Source organism: Planococcus beigongshangi (genome assembly GCF_016820495.1).
Classification (GTDB): Bacteria; Bacillota; Bacilli; order Bacillales_A; family Planococcaceae; genus Planococcus; species Planococcus beigongshangi.
In genome coordinates this window covers 437776-457061 of sequence record NZ_JADHDU010000003.1, presented here as the reverse complement: position 1 = coordinate 457061, position 19286 = coordinate 437776, and the positions used below count along the sequence as shown (strand labels likewise).

Annotated in this window: 17 protein-coding genes; 8 read left to right on the top strand and 9 right to left on the bottom strand. The window is 49.2% G+C overall.

Annotated elements, in window-relative coordinates; translation table 11 throughout:
* Positions 1–371: 371 nt before the first annotated feature.
* From IQ294_RS09435 to IQ294_RS09420, 4 genes are read left to right on the top strand one after another with little or no spacing between them, the layout of a single operon-like run.
* The gene (locus IQ294_RS09435; protein WP_203333779.1) at positions 372–962 is read left to right on the top strand and encodes a TetR family transcriptional regulator; all 591 of its coding nucleotides are present in this window, start codon (positions 372–374) and stop codon (positions 960–962) included.
* Between the two features lie 46 nt (positions 963–1008).
* The gene (locus tag IQ294_RS09430) at positions 1009–2346 is read left to right on the top strand and encodes a cytosine permease (RefSeq protein ID WP_203333778.1); all 1338 of its coding nucleotides are present in this window, start codon (positions 1009–1011) and stop codon (positions 2344–2346) included.
* Complete coding sequence (locus IQ294_RS09425) at positions 2343–3437, top strand: S-methyl thiohydantoin desulfurase family protein (protein ID WP_203333777.1); 1095 nt, start codon at positions 2343–2345, stop codon at positions 3435–3437. The genes IQ294_RS09430 and IQ294_RS09425 overlap by 4 nt, the downstream gene beginning before the upstream one ends.
* A gap of 1 nt (position 3438) precedes the next feature.
* Positions 3439–5028, top strand: coding sequence for an ROK family protein (locus tag IQ294_RS09420; protein ID WP_203333776.1), 1590 nt, complete (start codon positions 3439–3441; stop codon positions 5026–5028).
* A gap of 37 nt (positions 5029–5065) precedes the next feature.
* Here the strand turns inward: IQ294_RS09420 and IQ294_RS09415 are convergent, their stop codons facing one another.
* From IQ294_RS09415 to IQ294_RS09395, 5 genes are all read right to left on the bottom strand, one after another.
* On the bottom strand, positions 5066–5995 hold the full coding sequence (locus IQ294_RS09415; RefSeq protein ID WP_203333775.1) for a GGDEF domain-containing protein: 930 nt from the start codon (positions 5993–5995) through the stop codon (positions 5066–5068).
* A 4-nt stretch (positions 5996–5999) separates the two neighbouring features.
* Entirely contained in the window at positions 6000–6809 is an 810-nt protein-coding gene (locus IQ294_RS09410) for an alpha/beta fold hydrolase (protein WP_203333774.1), read from the bottom strand.
* 173 nt (positions 6810–6982) lie between these two features.
* A complete protein-coding gene (locus tag IQ294_RS09405) occupies positions 6983–7615 on the bottom strand; it encodes a Yip1 family protein (RefSeq protein WP_203333773.1) in 633 nt (210 codons plus the stop codon).
* A 189-nt stretch (positions 7616–7804) separates the two neighbouring features.
* Entirely contained in the window at positions 7805–9172 is a 1368-nt protein-coding gene (locus IQ294_RS09400) for a copper amine oxidase (protein WP_203333772.1), read from the bottom strand.
* A gap of 212 nt (positions 9173–9384) precedes the next feature.
* Positions 9385–10845 (bottom strand): SulP family inorganic anion transporter, encoded by a 1461-nt coding sequence (locus tag IQ294_RS09395; protein ID WP_203333771.1) that lies wholly within the window; start codon positions 10843–10845, stop codon positions 9385–9387.
* Between the two features lie 121 nt (positions 10846–10966).
* On the opposite strand from IQ294_RS09395, the gene IQ294_RS09390 reads away from it, so the two are divergent.
* Positions 10967–11530, top strand: coding sequence for a recombinase family protein (locus IQ294_RS09390; RefSeq protein WP_238942731.1), 564 nt, complete (start codon positions 10967–10969; stop codon positions 11528–11530).
* Between the two features lie 223 nt (positions 11531–11753).
* Here IQ294_RS09390 and IQ294_RS09385 read toward each other — a convergent pair whose 3' ends face one another.
* Positions 11754–12173 (bottom strand): universal stress protein, encoded by a 420-nt coding sequence (locus tag IQ294_RS09385; RefSeq protein WP_203333770.1) that lies wholly within the window; start codon positions 12171–12173, stop codon positions 11754–11756.
* A gap of 142 nt (positions 12174–12315) precedes the next feature.
* Between IQ294_RS09385 and IQ294_RS09380 the strand changes: the two genes are divergently transcribed.
* The 3 genes from IQ294_RS09380 (at position 12316) to IQ294_RS09370 (ending at position 16676) form a co-directional block, all read left to right on the top strand.
* On the top strand, positions 12316–13182 hold the full coding sequence (locus IQ294_RS09380; RefSeq protein WP_203333769.1) for a patatin-like phospholipase family protein: 867 nt from the start codon (positions 12316–12318) through the stop codon (positions 13180–13182).
* Between the two features lie 163 nt (positions 13183–13345).
* Positions 13346–14602, top strand: a complete 1257-nt coding sequence (locus IQ294_RS09375; RefSeq protein ID WP_203333768.1) for a YeeE/YedE family protein — start codon at positions 13346–13348, stop codon at positions 14600–14602.
* Between the two features lie 205 nt (positions 14603–14807).
* Complete coding sequence (locus IQ294_RS09370; protein ID WP_203333767.1) at positions 14808–16676, top strand: heavy metal translocating P-type ATPase; 1869 nt, start codon at positions 14808–14810, stop codon at positions 16674–16676.
* A 52-nt stretch (positions 16677–16728) separates the two neighbouring features.
* On the opposite strand, the gene IQ294_RS09365 is transcribed toward IQ294_RS09370, so the two are convergent.
* The 3 genes from IQ294_RS09365 to IQ294_RS09355 all read right to left on the bottom strand — a co-directional run bounded on the left by IQ294_RS09365 (position 16729) and on the right by IQ294_RS09355 (position 19286).
* Positions 16729–17505 carry a sulfite exporter TauE/SafE family protein gene (locus IQ294_RS09365; RefSeq protein ID WP_203333766.1) on the bottom strand — a complete coding sequence of 259 codons (777 nt, stop codon included), beginning with the start codon at positions 17503–17505 and terminating at the stop codon, positions 16729–16731.
* A gap of 58 nt (positions 17506–17563) precedes the next feature.
* The gene (locus IQ294_RS09360) at positions 17564–17791 is read right to left on the bottom strand and encodes a sulfurtransferase TusA family protein (protein WP_203333765.1); all 228 of its coding nucleotides are present in this window, start codon (positions 17789–17791) and stop codon (positions 17564–17566) included.
* 367 nt (positions 17792–18158) lie between these two features.
* A complete protein-coding gene (locus IQ294_RS09355; RefSeq protein ID WP_203333764.1) occupies positions 18159–19286 on the bottom strand; it encodes an MBL fold metallo-hydrolase in 1128 nt (375 codons plus the stop codon).

Genomic DNA, 19286 nt, shown 5'->3' with positions numbered 1-19286 from the left:
ATTCGAATGCTGGTTTCATACTAACATTCTTGAGACCTAATTCCTAAGTATTCCCCTTATTAGTTATATTTTTTCCGTCAATTTCTGGAGGCTATTTTCACATTCAGCATTATTTATCCTTATTGCGTGATGGCTCCTGCCGATTTGGCAGGGCTTTTTTTAACCTCTTCATTTTTGATATCGATATATTCCATATTAAACTTTAAAATATTTTAAAATTTTTTTATTTCTTCCTGATATTGATGCATCAACGATGAAATCGCTTCCAAGTTCACACTCAATTTATATTATTCGAATTTTTCTAAAAACAGTATTGCTTTTTCAAAAAAGCACTCATATAATTCACCTAATACTTGTTAGGTGGTGGAACCGTGAAAAAGGAAGAGATACTCCAGGCAGCCATACTTCAATATGCAAATCATGGTTATCAAGGCGCAACTATGAAGCGCATTGCCGATGAAGTCGGCATAAAACCCGCTTCCATTTATTTCTTTTATGAAAACAAAGAAAGGCTTTTTATCGCCGCCTTTCAGCAAATCCTTGAAAATCATCATCATGCGATGAAGAAAGTACTTGCTGAAAATATAGAAAAACCGGTGGAACAGATTTTTTCAGCCATGCTCCAAGGAATCGTGGATCATCACACCTCCAATATGGCAGAGACATCCGCTTACCTTTCACTGGTGACGGCGCCGGTTCCTGAAATAAAAAGCCATATACAGAATTACCTGATCAATTTCAATAATTGGATGATGGATGCGCTGGAAAGTGCTGTTTATAAAGATTATCCCTCCATAGTCCCCGAGGATGTCGACCGCATCATCAAACAATATGTACTTCTTGGGAACGGTATTTTCTGGGGCATCAATATTTACGAGTCGGTCTATTTGAAGGAACAGGTCCAGCTGGCTGAGCAGATTTTCCAGTCCCTGTTCCACCAATTGGATAGGCAGTACAATTGATGACCCGGTGAAATAAATATAGAAAGAAACAAAAGGAGGAAATGGAATGGCTAAAAGATTCGATGAAAAGTTGACCCAGGATTTTGAACGTGAACCGGTTCCGCAAGATAAACGTAAAGGATGGTTAAAACTATCCCTCGTCTGGATGGGCGCCATTGTCGCCCTTTCCGCCATTGTACTCGGCGGATCACTAGGCAACGGATTAACGATGCCACAGGCTGTCGTCGCTACCTTGATCGGCTGTTTCCTGCTATCCGTTGTCAGTGCCCTTTGTTCGATGGTCGGTGCACAGACCGGTTTGTCCACTGCCTTTGTTTCGCGGTTTTCTTTAGGCAAATACGGTTCCTACGCTGTATCCGCCGTTATCGCCATCGCCTTATTCGGCTGGTTCGGTGTACAGGTGGATCTGTTCGGAGCAAGTCTCCATAATATTCTTTTGGATGTCTTCAATGTCAGCGTTCCTACAAAATTATTGGTTGTCCTGGGCGGCATTTTAATGACCTCCACTGCCTTTTTCGGCTATAAAGCGATTGAAAAACTTAGTTTTCTGGCAGTGCCGCTCCTTGGTATCCTGCTCATCGCCTCACTGGTCCGCGTGTTGAGCGGCCAGTCAATGAGTGAAGTCCTTGCAGTACCGCCAACCGGCGATCCATTGACGATCGGAGTATCCATATCGCTGATCATCGGTTCCCTTGCTGTCGGGGCAATCATCGGACCTGATATCGCACGCTATGCAAAAACACCCAAAGATGCAGTCGTTTCATCTTTTGTCGGCTTCTTCGGCGGATTCAGTGTAGTCCTGCTGATTGCAGCAGTATTGGCTAAAGCGACTTCACAAACTGACATCGTCTCCATCATGCTTGGCCTTGGCTGGGGCACTGGCGCTATGCTGATTTTAATCCTTGCCCAGTGGACCACAAATGATAATAACCTTTACTCATCCGCACTTGGATTTTCGGTTATTTTCAAAAATACACCAAAATCCGTTCTGACGATCACTGCCGGTTTTATCGGTACAGCTATGGCTGTCGGGGGCATCTATCAGTATTTCATTCCTTTCCTGACTTTCCTGAGCGCTTTGATCCCACCGATCGGCGGCATCTATGTAGCCGATTATCTGATGAACCGTAAAAAATACACGTTCGCCAACTTGGCGTCATTGCCTAATATCAATTACGTCGGTGTGTCGATTTGGGCTGTTGCGTCACTTATCGCATTCATGACGACTCCGGCTCCAACCGGTTTCGGCTTCTTCACATTGACTGGAGCCTCCGGTTTCGACGCTTTCATCGTTGCATTCGTACTTCAGGCTGTTGCAAGTAAAGTTCTCCAAAGCAATAAACAACCAGAATTGATTTTGAACCAGAGGGGGAATACTCAATGAGATTGCTTGGAAAAGAAGAAATTGAGAACATCGCCATCGGAGCCGCTTTGCTCGGCACCGGAGGCGGAGGAGATCCATACATCGGCAAATTGATGGCCTTGCAGGCAATCGAAGAACATGGCCCCATCCAATTGCTGGATCCGGAAGAAGTGCCGGATGACGCATTGATCGTTCCTTCCGCGATGATGGGGGCACCCACGGTCATGATTGAAAAAATCCCGAATGGTGAAGAAGCCATCGAAGCTTTCAAATCATTGGAAGAATATCTGGGCAAAGACATCTATGCCACAATGCCGATCGAGGCAGGCGGCGTCAATTCGCTGCTACCTCTTGCACTCGCTGCAAATCTCGGCCTCCCGGTTGTGGATGCGGATGGCATGGGCCGTGCGTTTCCCGAACTTCAGATGGTGACGTTTTATCTTGACGGCGTTTCGGCCACGCCGATGGTCCTGTCTGATGAGAAAAAGAACAGCTTATTATTGAATACGATCGATAGTGTATGGGCAGAGCGCATCGCTCGGACGGCGACCATTGAAATGGGCGGTTCCGTGATGCTCGCCATCTATCCGATGGACGGCGCAACGGTGAAGAAATCCGCCATTAAAAATATTCTGACGCTCGAAGAAAAAATCGGCTCCGAAATTCGCGCCGCGATGAAAAACAACGAAAATCCTATAGACGGCGTTCTCGCTCTAACGAATGGCCGGGTTTTATTCCAGGGTAAAATTACGGATATTGACCGGAAGACACAGGATGGTTTCGCAAAAGGTACCGCTTCCATCGAAGGATTGAACGATTGCAGATCCGAATCGTGCACATTATTCTTCCAGAACGAACACCTGCTGGCTGAAGTGGATGGCCGCGCAGTCTGCATGACACCGGATCTGATCAGCGTAATCGATTCGGATACCGGCATGCCCATCACGACGGAAGGGCTGCGCTACGGATCCCGCTGCACAGTCATCGGAATGCCTTGTGATGCCAAATGGCGCACCCCGAAAGGCATCGAAGTCACTGGTCCCCGTTATTTCGGCTATGATATCGATTTCCAGCCGCTTGAAGAGCTGCAGTTGACAAAGGAGGAAATTTAATATGGCAAGCTACCGCATTGGCATCGATGTCGGAGGCACACACACGGATGCTGTCCTCCTCGATGAAAACTATAAGGTTCTGGCAGAAAAAAAATCCACCACTACCGAAGATGTAAGTTCCGGGATTTATCAGGCAATGAAACAAGTCGTCTTGGCTTCAGGAGTACCAGTTGAAGAAATCCATCATGCAATGCTCGGCACTACCCATTGCACAAATGCCATCGTAGAGCGGAAACGCCTGAACAAAGTAGCTGCAATCCGGATCGGTGCTCCTGCTGCAATGGCGATCAAACCGCTTGTCGGCGTGCCGGACGATCTCCGGAACATTCTTGGAAAACATTTATACATCGTCCGCGGAGGTAATGAATTCGATGGCCGTGAAATTGTGCCGCTTGATGAAGAAAGAATCCGCGAAATCGCGGAAGAACTGGAAGGCCAGGTGGATTCAGTTGCCATCACTTCTGTTTTTTCACCGGTTTCAAATGAGCATGAAACAAGAGCAGCAGCCATCGTAAATGAAGTGCTCGGAGACGATGTTGCTTTATCATTATCCAGCGAAATCGGCAACGTCGGCTTGCTTGAACGGGAAAACGCTACAATCCTCAACGCAGCCATTGTCGATGTCGCCCGTTCAACTGCGGAAGGCTTCACCAAAGCACTCGAACAGGAAGGGATTCATGCAGATGTATTCTTCGGCCAGAACGATGGCACCTTAATGTCAGTGGAATATACAGTAAAATATCCGATTCTGACGATTGCCTGCGGTCCGACCAACAGTTTGCGTGGAGCGGCTTATCTGACGGAACATCCGGATGCCCTTGTTGTGGATGTCGGTGGCACCACAACGGACGTCGGTGTCCTGGTCGCTTCTTTCCCGCGCCAGTCTTCCCTCGCCGTCGAAATCGGCGGCGTCCGTACCAATTTCCGGATGCCCGACATCTCATCCATCGGCCTCGGCGGCGGAACCGTTGTCACGCTGCATGAAGACGGCAGTTTCCAGATCGGGCCCGAAAGTGTCGGTTACCGGTTAGCCGAAAAAGGCCTTGTCTTCGGTGGCGATACACTGACTGCAACCGATGTCGCCGTGGCTCTCGGCATTGCTCAACTTGGAGACCCCGCTCTTGTATCCCATCTGGACGAAGCGGTTCTGAAAAACGTCTACACCAAAATGGTCGAAATGGTGGAAGAAACAATCGACCGGATGAAGACGAGCGCCGATGAAGTACCTGTGATCCTGGTCGGCGGCGGCAGCATCCTCTTCCCTGCCGAATTGAAAGGTGCTTCCCAGGTCATAAAACCGGTAAACTCAGGAGTTGCAAATGCAATCGGTTCTGCCATCTCCCAAGTCAGCGGCCAAATCGAAAAAATCTTCAAAACCGATGAACTCGGACGCGAAAAAAAACTCGAACTGGCAAAACAGCTGGCATTCGATGAAGCCATTACAGCTGGTGCAGATCCCGATGACCTGGTGATTGTCGATCTCGAAGAAGTTCCGTTATCGTATCTGCCGGGCAATGCCTCCAAAATACGCGTCAAGGCTGCCGGCGGTCTGCTGAGTGATCGGAAAATAGCGGAAACCAACATACTATAGAAGCAATCAAAAAACCCTGCCGCTCCGGCAGGGTTTTTCAAGTAGCAACCGTCACACGATTGCGTCCATTATTTTTTGATTCGTATAAAGCAGCATCTGCCCGATTCAGCAAGCCAGCAAGCGTATCATTGCCGTTATGTACAGAAACACCGATGCTGATGGTAATCGGCCGGTAAGGCCAAGCATGATGTTCCACTCTTTGGCGAACCTCTTCCGCTATCTCTGAAGCTTCCGCCACATCCATCGCCGTCAGCACTGCCACAAATTCTTCGCCTCCGAGGCGTGCCGCAAATCCGGCAGTCCCAATTGCTTCTTCCAGCACTGCAGCCAGCTGCTTCAGCATTATATCTCCCGCATGGTGTCCATATGTATCGTTTATACCCTTGAAAAAATCAATGTCGATCATCAAGAGCGACAGACTGCCTGCAGTCATCAGTTCCGGCAAAAACTCTTCCAGATAGCGGCGATTTTTCAAACCGGTCAAAGCATCTGTAACAGTCAATTCTTTTAGTCGCCCGTTCAGGACATTCAATTCTGCCTGCTTCGCTTCTACTTCACCCAGCAGCAATTTAAGCTGACTGTTCGCTTCCGCAGTCGCTTTACTGACTTCTTCCGCTTCCCGTTTTGCATTCAGCAGCTCGGTCTCGTATTCATTTCTTATTGACACCTGCATAATGGCACATTCAAAAAGGCCGTTGCGCTTTTTCGTATTCATCAGCACTGGAACCGAGCCGGCTGGGTTTTTGAATTTCAAATACATTTCACTTACAGTGCCATGGGTGATGATGGCAGGGATGAAATACGTCTGGAAATAGACTCTGGAAGCGATCGTCAGTATATCATGGATGTGGACAGGCACTGTTTCAACAGCCACGATGTCCCTCATCATCCCATTCATTTCCAAAATTTTCATGTTCTCATCCATCACCAGATAACCCACCGGCGCCAAATCCAGTTGCACGTCCATAAACCTACTCCCCCTGACCGGACAAATAGTCTTTGATGACAGCCGCCGTTTCCGCTGCATCGCTGATATGCGGATTGTGCCCCAATGCTTCCATCACTGCGAGCCGGCTGCCTGGAATCTGCGTATGGACATAGCGTCCGATTTCCATCGGTGCAATCGCATCATCCTGTGTCAGCATGATCAAAGTTGGAACCGTAACTTTTTCCAGGTCTGCGCGCACATCGGACATGAATGTCACTTCGGCGAACTGACGTGCAATTTTAGGGTCATTCGAACAAAGCAGCTTCTCAAAGTTTGCTGCCAGTTCAGGACGGTCTTCGTTGCTCATGACAACCGGTGCCAGGTATTTTGCCCACTCTTTATAATTCACTTCCATCATATCGAGCAGCTCATTGATATCTGAGCGTTCGAAACCGCCCTGATAACCATCAGGCTCATTCAAATAATGCGGAGACGGCCCGATCATGACCATTTTTTTGAACAGATCCGGACGCTCGTTTGAAGCAAGCATTCCAATCATGCTGCTCACAGAATGACCGACATAAAGGAAACTTTCTTCTTCCAGTGCTTCGCAAACCTCGAGAAGATCCTGCTTATAGCCGTGAAGCGTGCCATAACGTTCCAGCGAGTAAGCGCTCTTATCACTCTGGCCACAACCGACATAGTCGAACGTCACCACCTGGTAATCCTTGGTGAAGGCTTCAATCACTTCTTTCCATACCAATTGATCACAGCCGAAGCCGTGTCCGAAAATGATTGTCTCTTTCCCGCTTCCTGTTTTCTTCACATTGTTCCGTTTAATGATATTTGTCATTCCAAATCACCTGTGCCTTTTCTGTCAATAAATTCCTAGTATTCCCTTAATGTCTCTATCTTACCAAATTGTATATTTTTTGTATAACAAATCTACAATTTATCAGTCAGGAGAGATGTTATAAGAAAAAACAAAGCCTCTTTCCGTATTTCCGGAAAAAGGCTCATAGGAACTTATGAAAAGACCGCAGAAATAATGAACAGCAGCCCGATAATGGCTATAATCACCAGCGGAATGAAAATGACGGCAGCGCCTTTCCAGGCAGAAAACCCATGCGCTTCGCCGATCGCTTTACTCTGCACCACAAATGTCCAGACGGATACCACAGATAAAATTGAGGATAGGATAAGATTCAATACCAGATCGCCGCCACTGTATTCATCTATTGATACTGTAAAATAACTCGATGGCGATAGGAAAATCCACAGCAGCAGAACTGGAATCATCCAGATCTGAGGAATCTGTCCGGCAAGCAATGCCCGGAACATTTCTTCAAAAGTGGAGGTCCCTTTAAAGATCCTGCCGATCCATACCGATAAGCCAGCTCCCAATAGATTCCCGAACAGTGCAATGAGCGGGCCCGCGATCAATCCGCCTATTACAATGGACCATACACCTAAAGTTTCGTTTGAATTCGTGTCAATTACACTAACCAGTACAGCCGAATATCCCGCCAGCAACAGCAGCAGAAAAATAAATTTCGAGTTATTTTCATCAATGACCTGCCGCAAAGTCTGCCGCGGTTTGGTCCAGATAGAGAAGAACGGGTTCAGTCTTTCACTCCTTGACTCTTTAGAGTAATTCATCGGTTGCCACTCGTATTAGACGTAATTGCCTGGTTGTTTTCTCTCTTCATCTTGTCATCTCCCTTGTTTCCATTATTTAGAAAATAAAATTATTTGTCAATAGAAGGGAGATGTTTCCTTTATTATTCCTCGATCGATTTCTGCATTAAAAAAACCGGCCATTTACTGGCCGGTGCATTAATTTCCCACTTATTGTTTACGTGCTCTGAACGCCAGCGTCGAAGTCACTGCCGCAAGCATCAGGCCGGCGAAAATCCACAAGTACGGAAGGGTTCCGGATTGTGCTCCGCCAAGTCCTGTGGCAGGCATTTTATCCGGCATTTCAGCGCCGCCGAATTGTTCAGGGAACTGGTCTGTGATGGCTGCTGCCAGACCGGCTGACGGCATAGTCATATGCATGTAAGCTTCACGCATCGATTTGTAGGCTGCGTCGTAATCACCCGCAACATAAGAATCGAATGATGCCAGCAATTGGCTGACGTGGGCCGATAATCCTTCTTCCAGCGCATCAGCCGGAACGCGTCCTTCTGTGGCTGCATCCAGGAATGCCGCCTGTTCAGCAATATACGCATCCAGATTCACTTTAGCCTGTTCTTGCGCTTCCATGTCTTCCGCTCCAGTCGCTTTCACATAATCAACAAAGTAGCCGATATGCGAACCCCAGATTTCAGCGAATTGTGCACCCGCTTCTTCACCGTAGACAGATGCCACTGCTGCAGAAAGATCATCAGCATTCGCCATCAATGCGCCAGCCGCCTGATCAAAGCTCTCCGCTCCGTCAGCGCCGTCCTGCATCGCCATTACTGCAAGCCCTGCATGTTCAGTGAATGTATAATTCAGCTGTGCACGCAAATCGATGGCTGGAGTATCAGGGTTCGTTCCTTCAACTACGTCAGGGAATTGATCAGCAATCGCAATCGATAAAGTTTCCGCAAACATACTCATATGATGAATTGATTCGCGTTCAAGTGCATAAGAGGTTTCGAAATCCCCTTCAACATAGGCGTCAAATGACTGGACCAGCTGATCAACATGCATGTCCAGCCCTTCTTGGACAGCTGCTGCAGGCAAACGTCCTTCCGTTGCCGAATCAAAGAAAGCTGATTGTTCCGCTTTGTATTCTTCCAGTGCTGTCAATGCTGCGTCTTTCGCTGCCTGGTCACCTTCACCTGTCGCGACTACATAATCGACGAAATAACCGATATGTGAATTCCAGATTTCCTGAAATGCCGCGCCGCCTTCTTCACCGTAGACCGAAGAAACTGCCGCTGCCAGATCGTCCGAGTTTGCAAGAAGTGCCGCAGATGCTTGATCGAAATCAGCTGCACCATCCGCTCCTTTTCTCATCGCTTCAACTGCCAGGAAAGCATGTTCCGTCAAAATCGTATCCAGCAAGATGCGGAGCTCTGCCGCTGCTGTATCCGTCGCTATTTCTGCTGTCTGAACCGATTCATGCGAGTTACCTGAATGTCCTCCGTGACTGTCGGCAAGCGCCGCCGTCGGTACGAGCATTGCAAGCGTTAATGGAAGTGCCACTAATAGTTTGTTCATTTTCATCATGAACCTCTCCTTTTTCGTGGGGTATTTTTTATTGTTCTGACTGGATAACGCAGGAAGGATCCGATTAGATCACATTTTTAAAAATAAATTCAGAGGAGAGGTTTTAGTGGCGTAGGTTCTATCTTACGTTTTGCTCATTTTGACCATAAAAAAACAGCCTTTCTTCTATTAGAAAGGCTGTCCGCATTATTTAAAATTTCTCAACCGACTCACTGCACCGGCAATTTCCCCTCGTCCCGCCGATAAACGGCCAGCCCCTCGATCAGCTTCCGGCTGCCTGCATCAAGACCGATAATGTCGACATCGTTGCCGCTTTCCCGGAATTTCAAGACGACGCGGTCGACAGCACCGACCCCCGAATCATCCCAGATGTGGGCATCGGTGAAATCGATGACCACTTTTTCATTTTCAATATCATAATCGAATTTCTCCAGAAAATCTTCAACCGATGCGAAGAACAATTGGCCTTCGACTCGATAATGCGTCGCATCCAGCAAACGCTTTTCCACTTTGATCTTCGAAATCTTGGCAACGAAGAAAATGGCACTCAAGAGAACGCCCGCAAGGACACCTTTAGACAAATCATGCGTATAAACGACAATCACGACTGTCGCCAGCATGACGATGGCGTCTCCTTTTGGCGCATTCTTCATATAACTGAACGATTTCCAGTCGAACGTCCCGATACAGACCATGATCATGATGCCGACCAGCACCGGCATCGGAATCTGCACCACGACATTGCCGAGCACAATAATCAGGAACATCAGGAAAGCACCGGCGACAAAAGCGGATAACCGCCCTCTCCCCCCAGACTTCACGTTGATGACCGATTGTCCGATCATGGCACAACCAGCCATCCCGCCGAAGAATCCAGTGACGAAATTGGCGATGCCCTGGCCGCGCGCTTCTTTATTTTTATCGCTTTCCGTGTCTGTCATGTCATCGACGATATTGGCCGTCAATAAAGTCTCAAGCAGGCCGACAATCGACAGGGCAAATGAAAACGGCAGGATGATCATCAGCGTTTCCAGATTGAACGGCACATCCGGCAACAGGAACGCAGGCAATGTCTGGCTGATGGTTCCGAGATCGCCAACCGTCCGCATGTCGAATCCGGAATAGACAGCAATCGCCGTCAGCAGCACCAATGCAATCAGCGGCGCCGGAATCGCCTTGAAAAATCTTGGCACGATATAGACGATAGCCAGCGTTACTGCTACGAATACATACGTAATCGTGCCGACACCGATCAAATGCGGCACTTGCGCCATGAAAATCAGGATGGCCAACGCATTGACGAAGCCGATCATGACGGCGCGCGGGATGAATTTCATGACCCGTGCGACTTTAAAGACACCGAACAGGATTTGGATGACCCCCGTTAAAATGGTCGCCGCCAGCAGATATTCCAGACCGTGGTCGCGGACAAGCGGCACCATCAACAGCGCCATCGCACCCGTCGCTGCCGAAATCATCCCCGGCCGTCCGCCGACAAATGCGATGATGACGGCAATACTGAATGATGCATACAGGCCGACCATGGGATCGACGCCCGCTATGATTGAAAAGGCGATGGCCTCCGGAATCAATGCAAGTGCCACCACGATTCCCGAAAGGATATCGCCGCGTATATTTCCGAACCATTGTTGTTTTAATGTTGTTCCCACAATAACTTACTCCTCTTGTTGTCCAATTTTCACAATGAAATCAGTGTATCACCTGAAATCCTGAAATGGAACCTTTTTGGTCCTTTTATTCAAATAATTTATGATACAATGGATGCAATAGATGAGACAGGGAGTTTTAAACGTGCTTATTGGCTATGCGAGACCCATCGACGGGGATTTGACCTGTGAACAACAAAAAACACTCCTGACAGAACAGGGGTGCAAAGAAATTTTTGCCGAAAGCCATGCCGACCCTAAAAAGCGGGATGAACTGGAACGGATGCTTTCGCGGCTGGAAACAGGAGACCGCGTCATTGTGCGCAATTTGCATGCGCTGGCTGATTCGACGCGCCATCTGGTCGAGCTGCTGGAAGGGTTCGAGCAAAGAGGCGCAACGTTTTATGCCGTCAGCGAGAAAATCGATACCGCCCCGGACCGGACGTTTTCGTTCCAGAAAATTGTCCAATGCCTCGCCGAGTTCCAAAGCGACGCCATCAGCGCCAAAACGAAAGCAGGCCTATTGGAAGCCAAGGAAAAAGGCATGCATGCGGGACGTCCGCGAAAGCCGGACGCCAATGTGAAAAAGGCGATTGCCATGTACAGAAGTAAACAGTATAACCTGGCTGAGATCAAAGAACAGACCGGCATCAGCAAATCAACGCTGTATCGTTATCTGGAAAACTGAAATTCAGGCCCGTACAATGGAGAATCCCTGCATCTGCAGGGATTTTCTTTGTCTGTAATCGGCTTTCCGTCAAAGATGCGGCGAAAAATTTCCAAATAAAGGATTTACTATCCGGAAATGCTCAAATACTATCCGGGTTTTAAAAATACTATCCGGAATCGCCCGAATACTATCCGGATATCGAAAATACTGTCCGGAATCGATTTCCAATAAAAGAGCGCTATTATTTCACGATCAGCACCGGGCAATTGGCACGCTTGACCACTTTATGGCTGACACTGCCGAGCACCATTTCCTGCAGCGAGTTCAAACCGCGGCTGCCGATGACGAGGATGTCGAACCCTTCCTGATTGGCATATTCCACAATTGCCGGCCCTGGAATGCCGTGAAGGATTTCGACGCGGCAGCTGATATTCTCCGCAGCAATCGCCTCTTCCACCGGCTTCAGCTTTTTGCGGCGCTGCAGATCCAGTTCTACAGGACTGCCGCTGTGCAGCACATCGTTTTTCGCGTTATCGTGGTCCGCCACATAGACGACCGTAATCTGTGATTCGGGATTCGCCCCCGCAATCGTAATTGCTTCTTTTGCCGAGCGGAGAGAATGATCCGATCCGTCCACCGCCAGTAAAATTTTGCTGTACATATACCGACACTCCTTTTTCTCCAATTTTGATAGTTAAAGTGTACCATCCAATCCTCTTATATATAGCTCACCGAATACTTGATGGCCATAGTATGATAAAATAAACAGAATAATCAGTTTATAAGGAAGCGGAGGGACGGCTATGGATGAGAGTGGTTTAATCCTGGAAGGCGGTGGCATGAAAGGCGTTTATACCGCGGGTGTGCTGGAATATTTTATGGAAAAGGACCGCTATTTCCCTTATGTCGTGGGTGTATCCGCTGGCGCATGCAATGCAGCTTCGTATCTATCCCGGCAGCCCGGACGCAATAAGACGGTCATGATCGATTATGTCCGGCATCCCGACTACATTTCGTTCCGCAATCTCATGCAGAAAAGGGAATTGTTCGGCATGGACCTGATATTCGATCAAATTCCAAATCAGCTCATCCCGTTTGATTTCCAGACGTTTCATGCGGCACCGGAGAAATGCTTTATTGGTACAACGGATTGCCTTACGGGACAGTCCGTCTACTTTGAAAAAAATGAAAACCCGGAGGATGCTCTGACAATAGTCCGCGCATCGAGTTCACTGCCGTTCATGTCAAAAGGAGTTTCCTATAAGGGGCGCCTGCTGATGGACGGCGGCATTGCAGATCCGATTCCAGTAAGGAAGGCGCTGGCCGATGGCGTGGAGAAGCCGGTAGTGGTGCTGACGAAACAACGGGGCTATCGTAAAAAACCATCCCGTATCTCCAAGACGAGCCGCTATTTCTACAAGGAATATAGGGGGCTTACCCAAGCGCTCGACATGCACTGGCTCGTCTATAATTATCAGCTTGAAGTACTCGAACAGCTCGAGCAGGAAGAAAAAGTCTTCGTCATCCGGCCTTCTGCAGATTTGAAAGTCGGCAATGCCGAGCGGGATCAGGACAAGCTCGAGCAATTTTACCATCAGGGCTATTCTGATGCACTGCATGCCTTCGAAGCGATGGAGAACTGGCTGCGGGTGCCGGCGACTAACGTGTAATATCAATTTTATAGAGGGAGAAAACGGGTTGCCTCAAAGCTTCCCGTTTTTTTATTCCGTCCAAAGAGTTGGCGATCCGCTGAATTTATTGACTTCATATAGAAGAGAGATTATCATATTTAGATATTCCTGACTAAATTAATAGGAAAAGGATGATATAGATTTGACCACCACTCGCGTTCAATCCATCAACGAAGCACAGGATCCTGTCGTCAGAAAAGGACTCGCTTTAAACCCGCCTCAGAAGGGGCTCATTATGGGCGGAGTTATCGTTGCCTTTATACTCGCTGTTTACCTGTTGGCAACCCAGCACGTCTCTCAGACAATGCTGCTCGTAATCGGCCTGATGCTCGGCTACACGTTATTCCATGCCCGGTTCGGCTTCACTTCCGCATTCCGGCGCATGATGTCAGTCGGCAACGGACAGGCGATGCGTTCACATATGCTGATGCTCGCTGTCGCCGTGTCGCTATTCGCACCCATTCTGGCATATGGCTCGACTTTTTTCGGAGGCCCTGTTGCCGGTTACGTTTCACCGGTCGGCGTCAGCCTCATCGTCGGCGCTTTCATCTTCGGCATCGGCATGCAGCTCGGCGGCGGCTGTGCTTCCGGTACGCTCTATTCCATCGGCGGCGGAAGTTCCGTCATGTTTGTGACACTGATTTTCTTCATCATCGGTACGACGGTCGGCGCTTATCACCTGCCGTTCTGGACAGATGAAATGCCCGCTTTTGAACCGTTCTCACTTGCCACTTCCACCGGCCTTGGCTACGGCGGCGCCTGGCTCGTATCGATTGTGCTTTTTGCTGTGATCGCCTGGGTTACAATTATCATCGAAAAGAAAAGGAAAGCACCTAAAATGGCGCCCGTCCCTTCTGAAAAAGGCTGGAAACGGATCCTTCGCGGCTCATGGCCCCTGTTTGCAGCGGCAATCGTGCTGGCAGTACTTAACGCGCTGACACTGATGACACGCGGCACGCCATGGGGCATCACGTCCGCTTTCGCATTATGGGGTTCTAAAATCGCCGGCGCTTTCGGCGTCGACGTCGCAAGCTGGGGTTATTGGCAAGGCACCAATGCCGCCGCTCTTGAGGCATCCATCTTTGCTGATTCCACAACCATTTTGAACCTCGGCGTCATCATCGGTGCGTTTCTCGCTTCCGCTGCCGGCGGTCTGTTCAAATTCACGCAAGTCAAAGCCGGCAACTTCGCCGCTTCCGTCATCGGCGGCCTGATGATGGGCTACGGCGCACGCCTTGCGTTCGGCTGCAACATCGGCGCGTACTTCGGCGGCATCGCATCATTCAGCCTGCACGGCTACATCTGGGGAATCCTGGCGCTTGCCGGCACATTCCTCGCGCTGTATCTGCGTCCGCTGTTCGGGCTGTCGGTGCCGAAGTCGAATGATTCGGTGTGCTGACGAACTGCACAGATAAGTGATCGAGCGTCCAAATGCGGCGCTCGATCTTTTTTTAATTTCAAGCGAATAAAACCAGACATCAACTCTCCTTAATTATCTGATAATCAGTAACTGTATGCCTCTGAAAAGGGCTATAATGGAAATGAGTAAGTTATCTGAAAATAAATTGACTTGAAGCCGCAGCAAATTACAGGGAGATGAGTGTGTGAAAAATTGGAGAACGCATATTGAATTGATTGCCGCTATTCTGTCCGGTGTTTTAATCATCATCGCTTATATTCTTGAAACCCAGTCCATCGAGTTGTGGTCAGTCATTACCTATTTGGCGGCTTTTTTGATCGGCGGTTACGCCAAAGCGAGATACGGCATCCTCAAGACGATCGAAAACCGGAAACCGAATGTAGAATTATTGATGGTGTTGGCTGCAATCGGCGCTTCTGTAATCGGCTACTGGACGGAAGGCGCCATCCTGATTTTCATCTTCTCCCTCAGCGGAGCGCTTGAAACATATACCATGAATAAAAGCCGCAGGGAAGTATCGGCATTGATGCAAATCCAGCCGGAAGAAGCATGGCTGCTGAAAGACGGTGACACGACCCGTGTGTCTGTTTCTTCCCTGCAGCCCGGTGACCGGCTTGTCGTCAAACCGGGGGAACGCATTCCGGCGGACGGCCGTATGCTGATTGGCCATACGGTAGTCGATGAATCCGCCATCAGCGGTGAATCGGTGCCGGTCTCCAAAGATATTGATGACGAATTATTCGCTTCAACGGTCAATATGAGCGGCGCCATCACGATGGAAATGATCAAGCCGAATTCAGACTCGCTGGTCCAGAAAATCATCGACCTTGTGCAATCCGCACACAGTGAAAAACCTCCTTCCCAGCAATTTGTCGAGCGCTTTGAAGGGCAATATGTAAATATCGCTTTGATCGTTTTTTCATTGCTGCTGTTCGTTCCGCATTATCTTGTGGGGTGGGATTGGGAGACGACGATTTATCGAGCCATCCTGTTCCTGGTTGTCGCTTCCCCTTGTGCACTCGTCGCATCAATCATGCCGGCGACGCTCGCAGCGATTTCGAACGGTGCCAAAAGCGGCATCATCTTCAAAGGCGGCGTCCATCTCCAGAACCTGGGTGAAATCCGGGCCATCGCTTTTGACAAGACCGGCACCATCACACGCGGCCGGCCGGAAGTCACTGACTTCACCTTGCGCGAAGGTCTCGACCATGACCGAATAATGGCCATCATCGCCGGCATCGAGATGCAGTCAAATCACCCGCTCGCCAAGGCAATCACTGAATTCATCCGATCCAAAGGCATTGCTCCTTTACGAAATCTGCAGATCACCGATGTGCCCGGCAACGGACTGAAGTCGATCATCGACGGCGAGGAATTCCGCATCGGCAAACCCGATTTCGTTAACCTTGACGACGCGGAAGGGTTCCAGGGCGGTGTATTGAATACCTGGGCCAATGAAGGGAAAACCGTTACCTTCGTCCGCGACAGCCAAGGAATCGCTGCCGCAATATCGTTAATGGATACCATGCGGGACGATGCGAAAGAAACGATTGAGAAGCTGCAGAAAGCCGGCATCAATTGCATTATGCTGACAGGTGACAACAAGAAAACCGCAAAAGCCATTGCCGAAGAAAGCGGCATGGACGCTTACATCGGCAGCTGCATGCCCGGCGATAAAGTGGAAGAATTGAAAAAGCTGATGGATAAATACGGGAATGTGGCCATGATCGGTGACGGGATCAATGATGCACCCGCCCTCGCCATTGCGACCACCGGTATTGCGATGGGTGAAGGCACCGATGTCGCACTCGAAACGGCGGATGTCATCCTGATGAAGAACGATCTTTCTCGCATCTCCTACTCCATCCAGCTCGCTCGGAAAATGCAGCGCATCATCAAACAGAACATCTTCTTTTCCGTCAGTGTCATCATCGTGCTGCTGTTCCTGAACTTCATGCAGTCAATCACGATTCCCATCGGCGTCGTGGGCCATGAAGGCAGCACCATTCTCGTTATCCTGAACGGACTGCGCATGCTGAAACGGAATATCTGAATACAAAAAACCGTGAAGAAAATTTCTTCACGGTTTTTTCCAGCTTTCATTTTTACAGAATATCCATCCAAATTTTAATGGCTGTGCCGAGAATCAGCAATGCCAAGATCCATTGAAGGTATTTCGTGTTCATCTTCTGGCCAAGTTTGGCGCCAAGGGGTGCGGCGATAATACTTGCCACAACCATGACTGCCGCGGGGCCGTACAAAATCTGGTCCGTGACAATCTTACCGAACGTCGACCCGATGGACGAAATGAACGTGATGGCAAGCGACGTCGCGATCGTCATCCGCGTCGGGATCTTCAGGACGACCAGCATGATCGGCACGAGGATGAAAGCACCCGCCGCTCCGACGATGCCGGCCGCGATTCCGACGATGAACGCCAGTCCGGCCGCCAGCCATTTATTGAATGTCACCCCTTCCAAAGGAATGTCGTCGACTCCTCCTTTTGGCAGGAACATCATGACAACCGCAATTGTCGCCAGAATGGCATAGACGAAATTGATGGCCGCTTCCGACAGCAGCGTCGAGCCGTAGCCGCCGATGAAACTCCCGATCAGGATAGCGCCACCCATATAAGAGATCAATGTTTTATTCAAATAACCGCTGCCACGGTATGCCCAAACACCGGCGATGGTGGCGAAAAATACCTGAATCGCGCTGATGCCGGATACTTCATGGGCGCTGAACGCCGTGTAGCCAAGCATGACCGGAATATACAGCAGCATCGGGTATTTGATGATCGAACCGCCAATCCCCACCATTCCGGAGATGAAGGAACCGATGAAGCCGATCAGGAATATGATGATAATAAAATCAAAACTCATCTTTTGTCACCTCTTCGAAAAGCGGAAAGGGTATCACAGCGATACCCTCTTACAGCTTTCAGCCTTTCCTGATCCAGAATTTAAGGACGCCGTCTTCTTCTATTGTATCCAATAGTTCATGGCCGCCTGATTTTGCCCAGGCTGTCATGTCGGCTTTTGCACCTTTATCCGTTGCAAGGATTTCCAGGATTTGTCCGGACTCCAGTTCTTTCATTTCTTTTCTTGTTTTCACGATCGGCATTGGGCATGCCAGGCCTTTTGCGTCCAATACTTTATCTGCGTTCATCAAAATCTCTCCTTTGGGGTTTGTGTTGTTTTAATTCCAATAAAAATAACTTTTACTTAACGCTTCGGCGCTTAAGACAGTGCAAAGATTATGCTCCTGCGCACTGCTCCGTCGGCATTCGCCTGCTCCATGTGCGCGCCGGCGCTGAGAGAAGTCTCTAAAGATATGGAGCAAAACAGCGCAGACAGATCCTTGTAAGAGCACAACTTTAAGAAACGTGCTCCTGTCTCTGCATCGCTGCGCTAGCTTCGAGACATGAAAGTGCGTTGCATCGCTTCGCTGCTTCGTCGCAAAGACTTAGCCTCGCTAGCTTCGGCTAATGTCTTCAGAGCTGTTTTGCGGAATATCGATTACTTTGGATTACTACTTACCGCACCGCACAACGGTTCGGCCCAATTTCCATTTCACGCTGAACTTCTTCGTCCGGCGTGATTTTGCCCATGTTCGTTTTGCGGATGTCCTGATAAGCGTTTGGCTGCGGCGGCAGGTTTTTCGTCACCATGTCACGGAACTCCTGCTCATCTTCGATATTCAATCCGTGGTTTTCTTTGAACAGGTCGCCCAATTTCTTCGCGACGCTTCCGTCCGCGTTCAACTCCTCCATGATCATGAAGTGAGCCGGCAAGCCGATCAGTTCATTAGCGAGTTCCGCATAGCGGCTGTAAAGCGATTCACGAAGGTCGCCTACCCAGTCTTCTGCAAGGCCGGCAAGATCAGGGCGTCCGATGGAATCGATGAACAGGATGTCGCCTGTCATCAGGTACCTGTCGTCAACGATGAATGATGTTGAACCGATTGTGTGGCCCGGTGAGTATAATGCTTCGATTTCAATCTTCGCGTTGCCAATGGAAACTTCCAGTCCATCCACCAATTCTGCATAGTCGAATACGACTTCTTCAGCGTCAGCCGGCGGCAGGTAGTACGTTGCGCCTGTTGCTTCAGCGATCCCGCGTCCTCCGGAAATGTGGTCCGCGTGCAAGTGCGTGTCGAATACGTACTTGATCTCAGCACCTTTTTCCTGCGCGAAATCCAGGAATATATCAGTCATGCGTGTTGCATCGATAATAGCGGCTTCACCGTCTGAGATTGCCATGTAAGAAAGACAGCCTTTTCCGATACGGACGAATTGATACAATTCCCCGCCACCCTTCAAATCGCCGACTTTCACTGGTTCCAGGTGTTCACTCCACGCTTTCATGCCGCCTTCAAGGTACTCCGCATCGACGCCTTCTTCAGCAAGCATTTCCGCCACCATCACAGAAGAGCCTTCTTTCGCGCAAACAACGAGGATGTCTCTGTCTTTCGGAAGCTCTGAAACCATATCTTCGACACCGTCCAATAAATCAAAATAAGGTGTGTTCAGATACTGAATGTTGCCGCCTTCGATTTTCCAGTCGGCGAAAGCATCGCCGTTTCGGACATCAAGGATGAATAAAGGCTCGTTATCGATCACTTTGCGCGCCACTTCTTTTGCGGTCATTGCTGTTACAGTCAA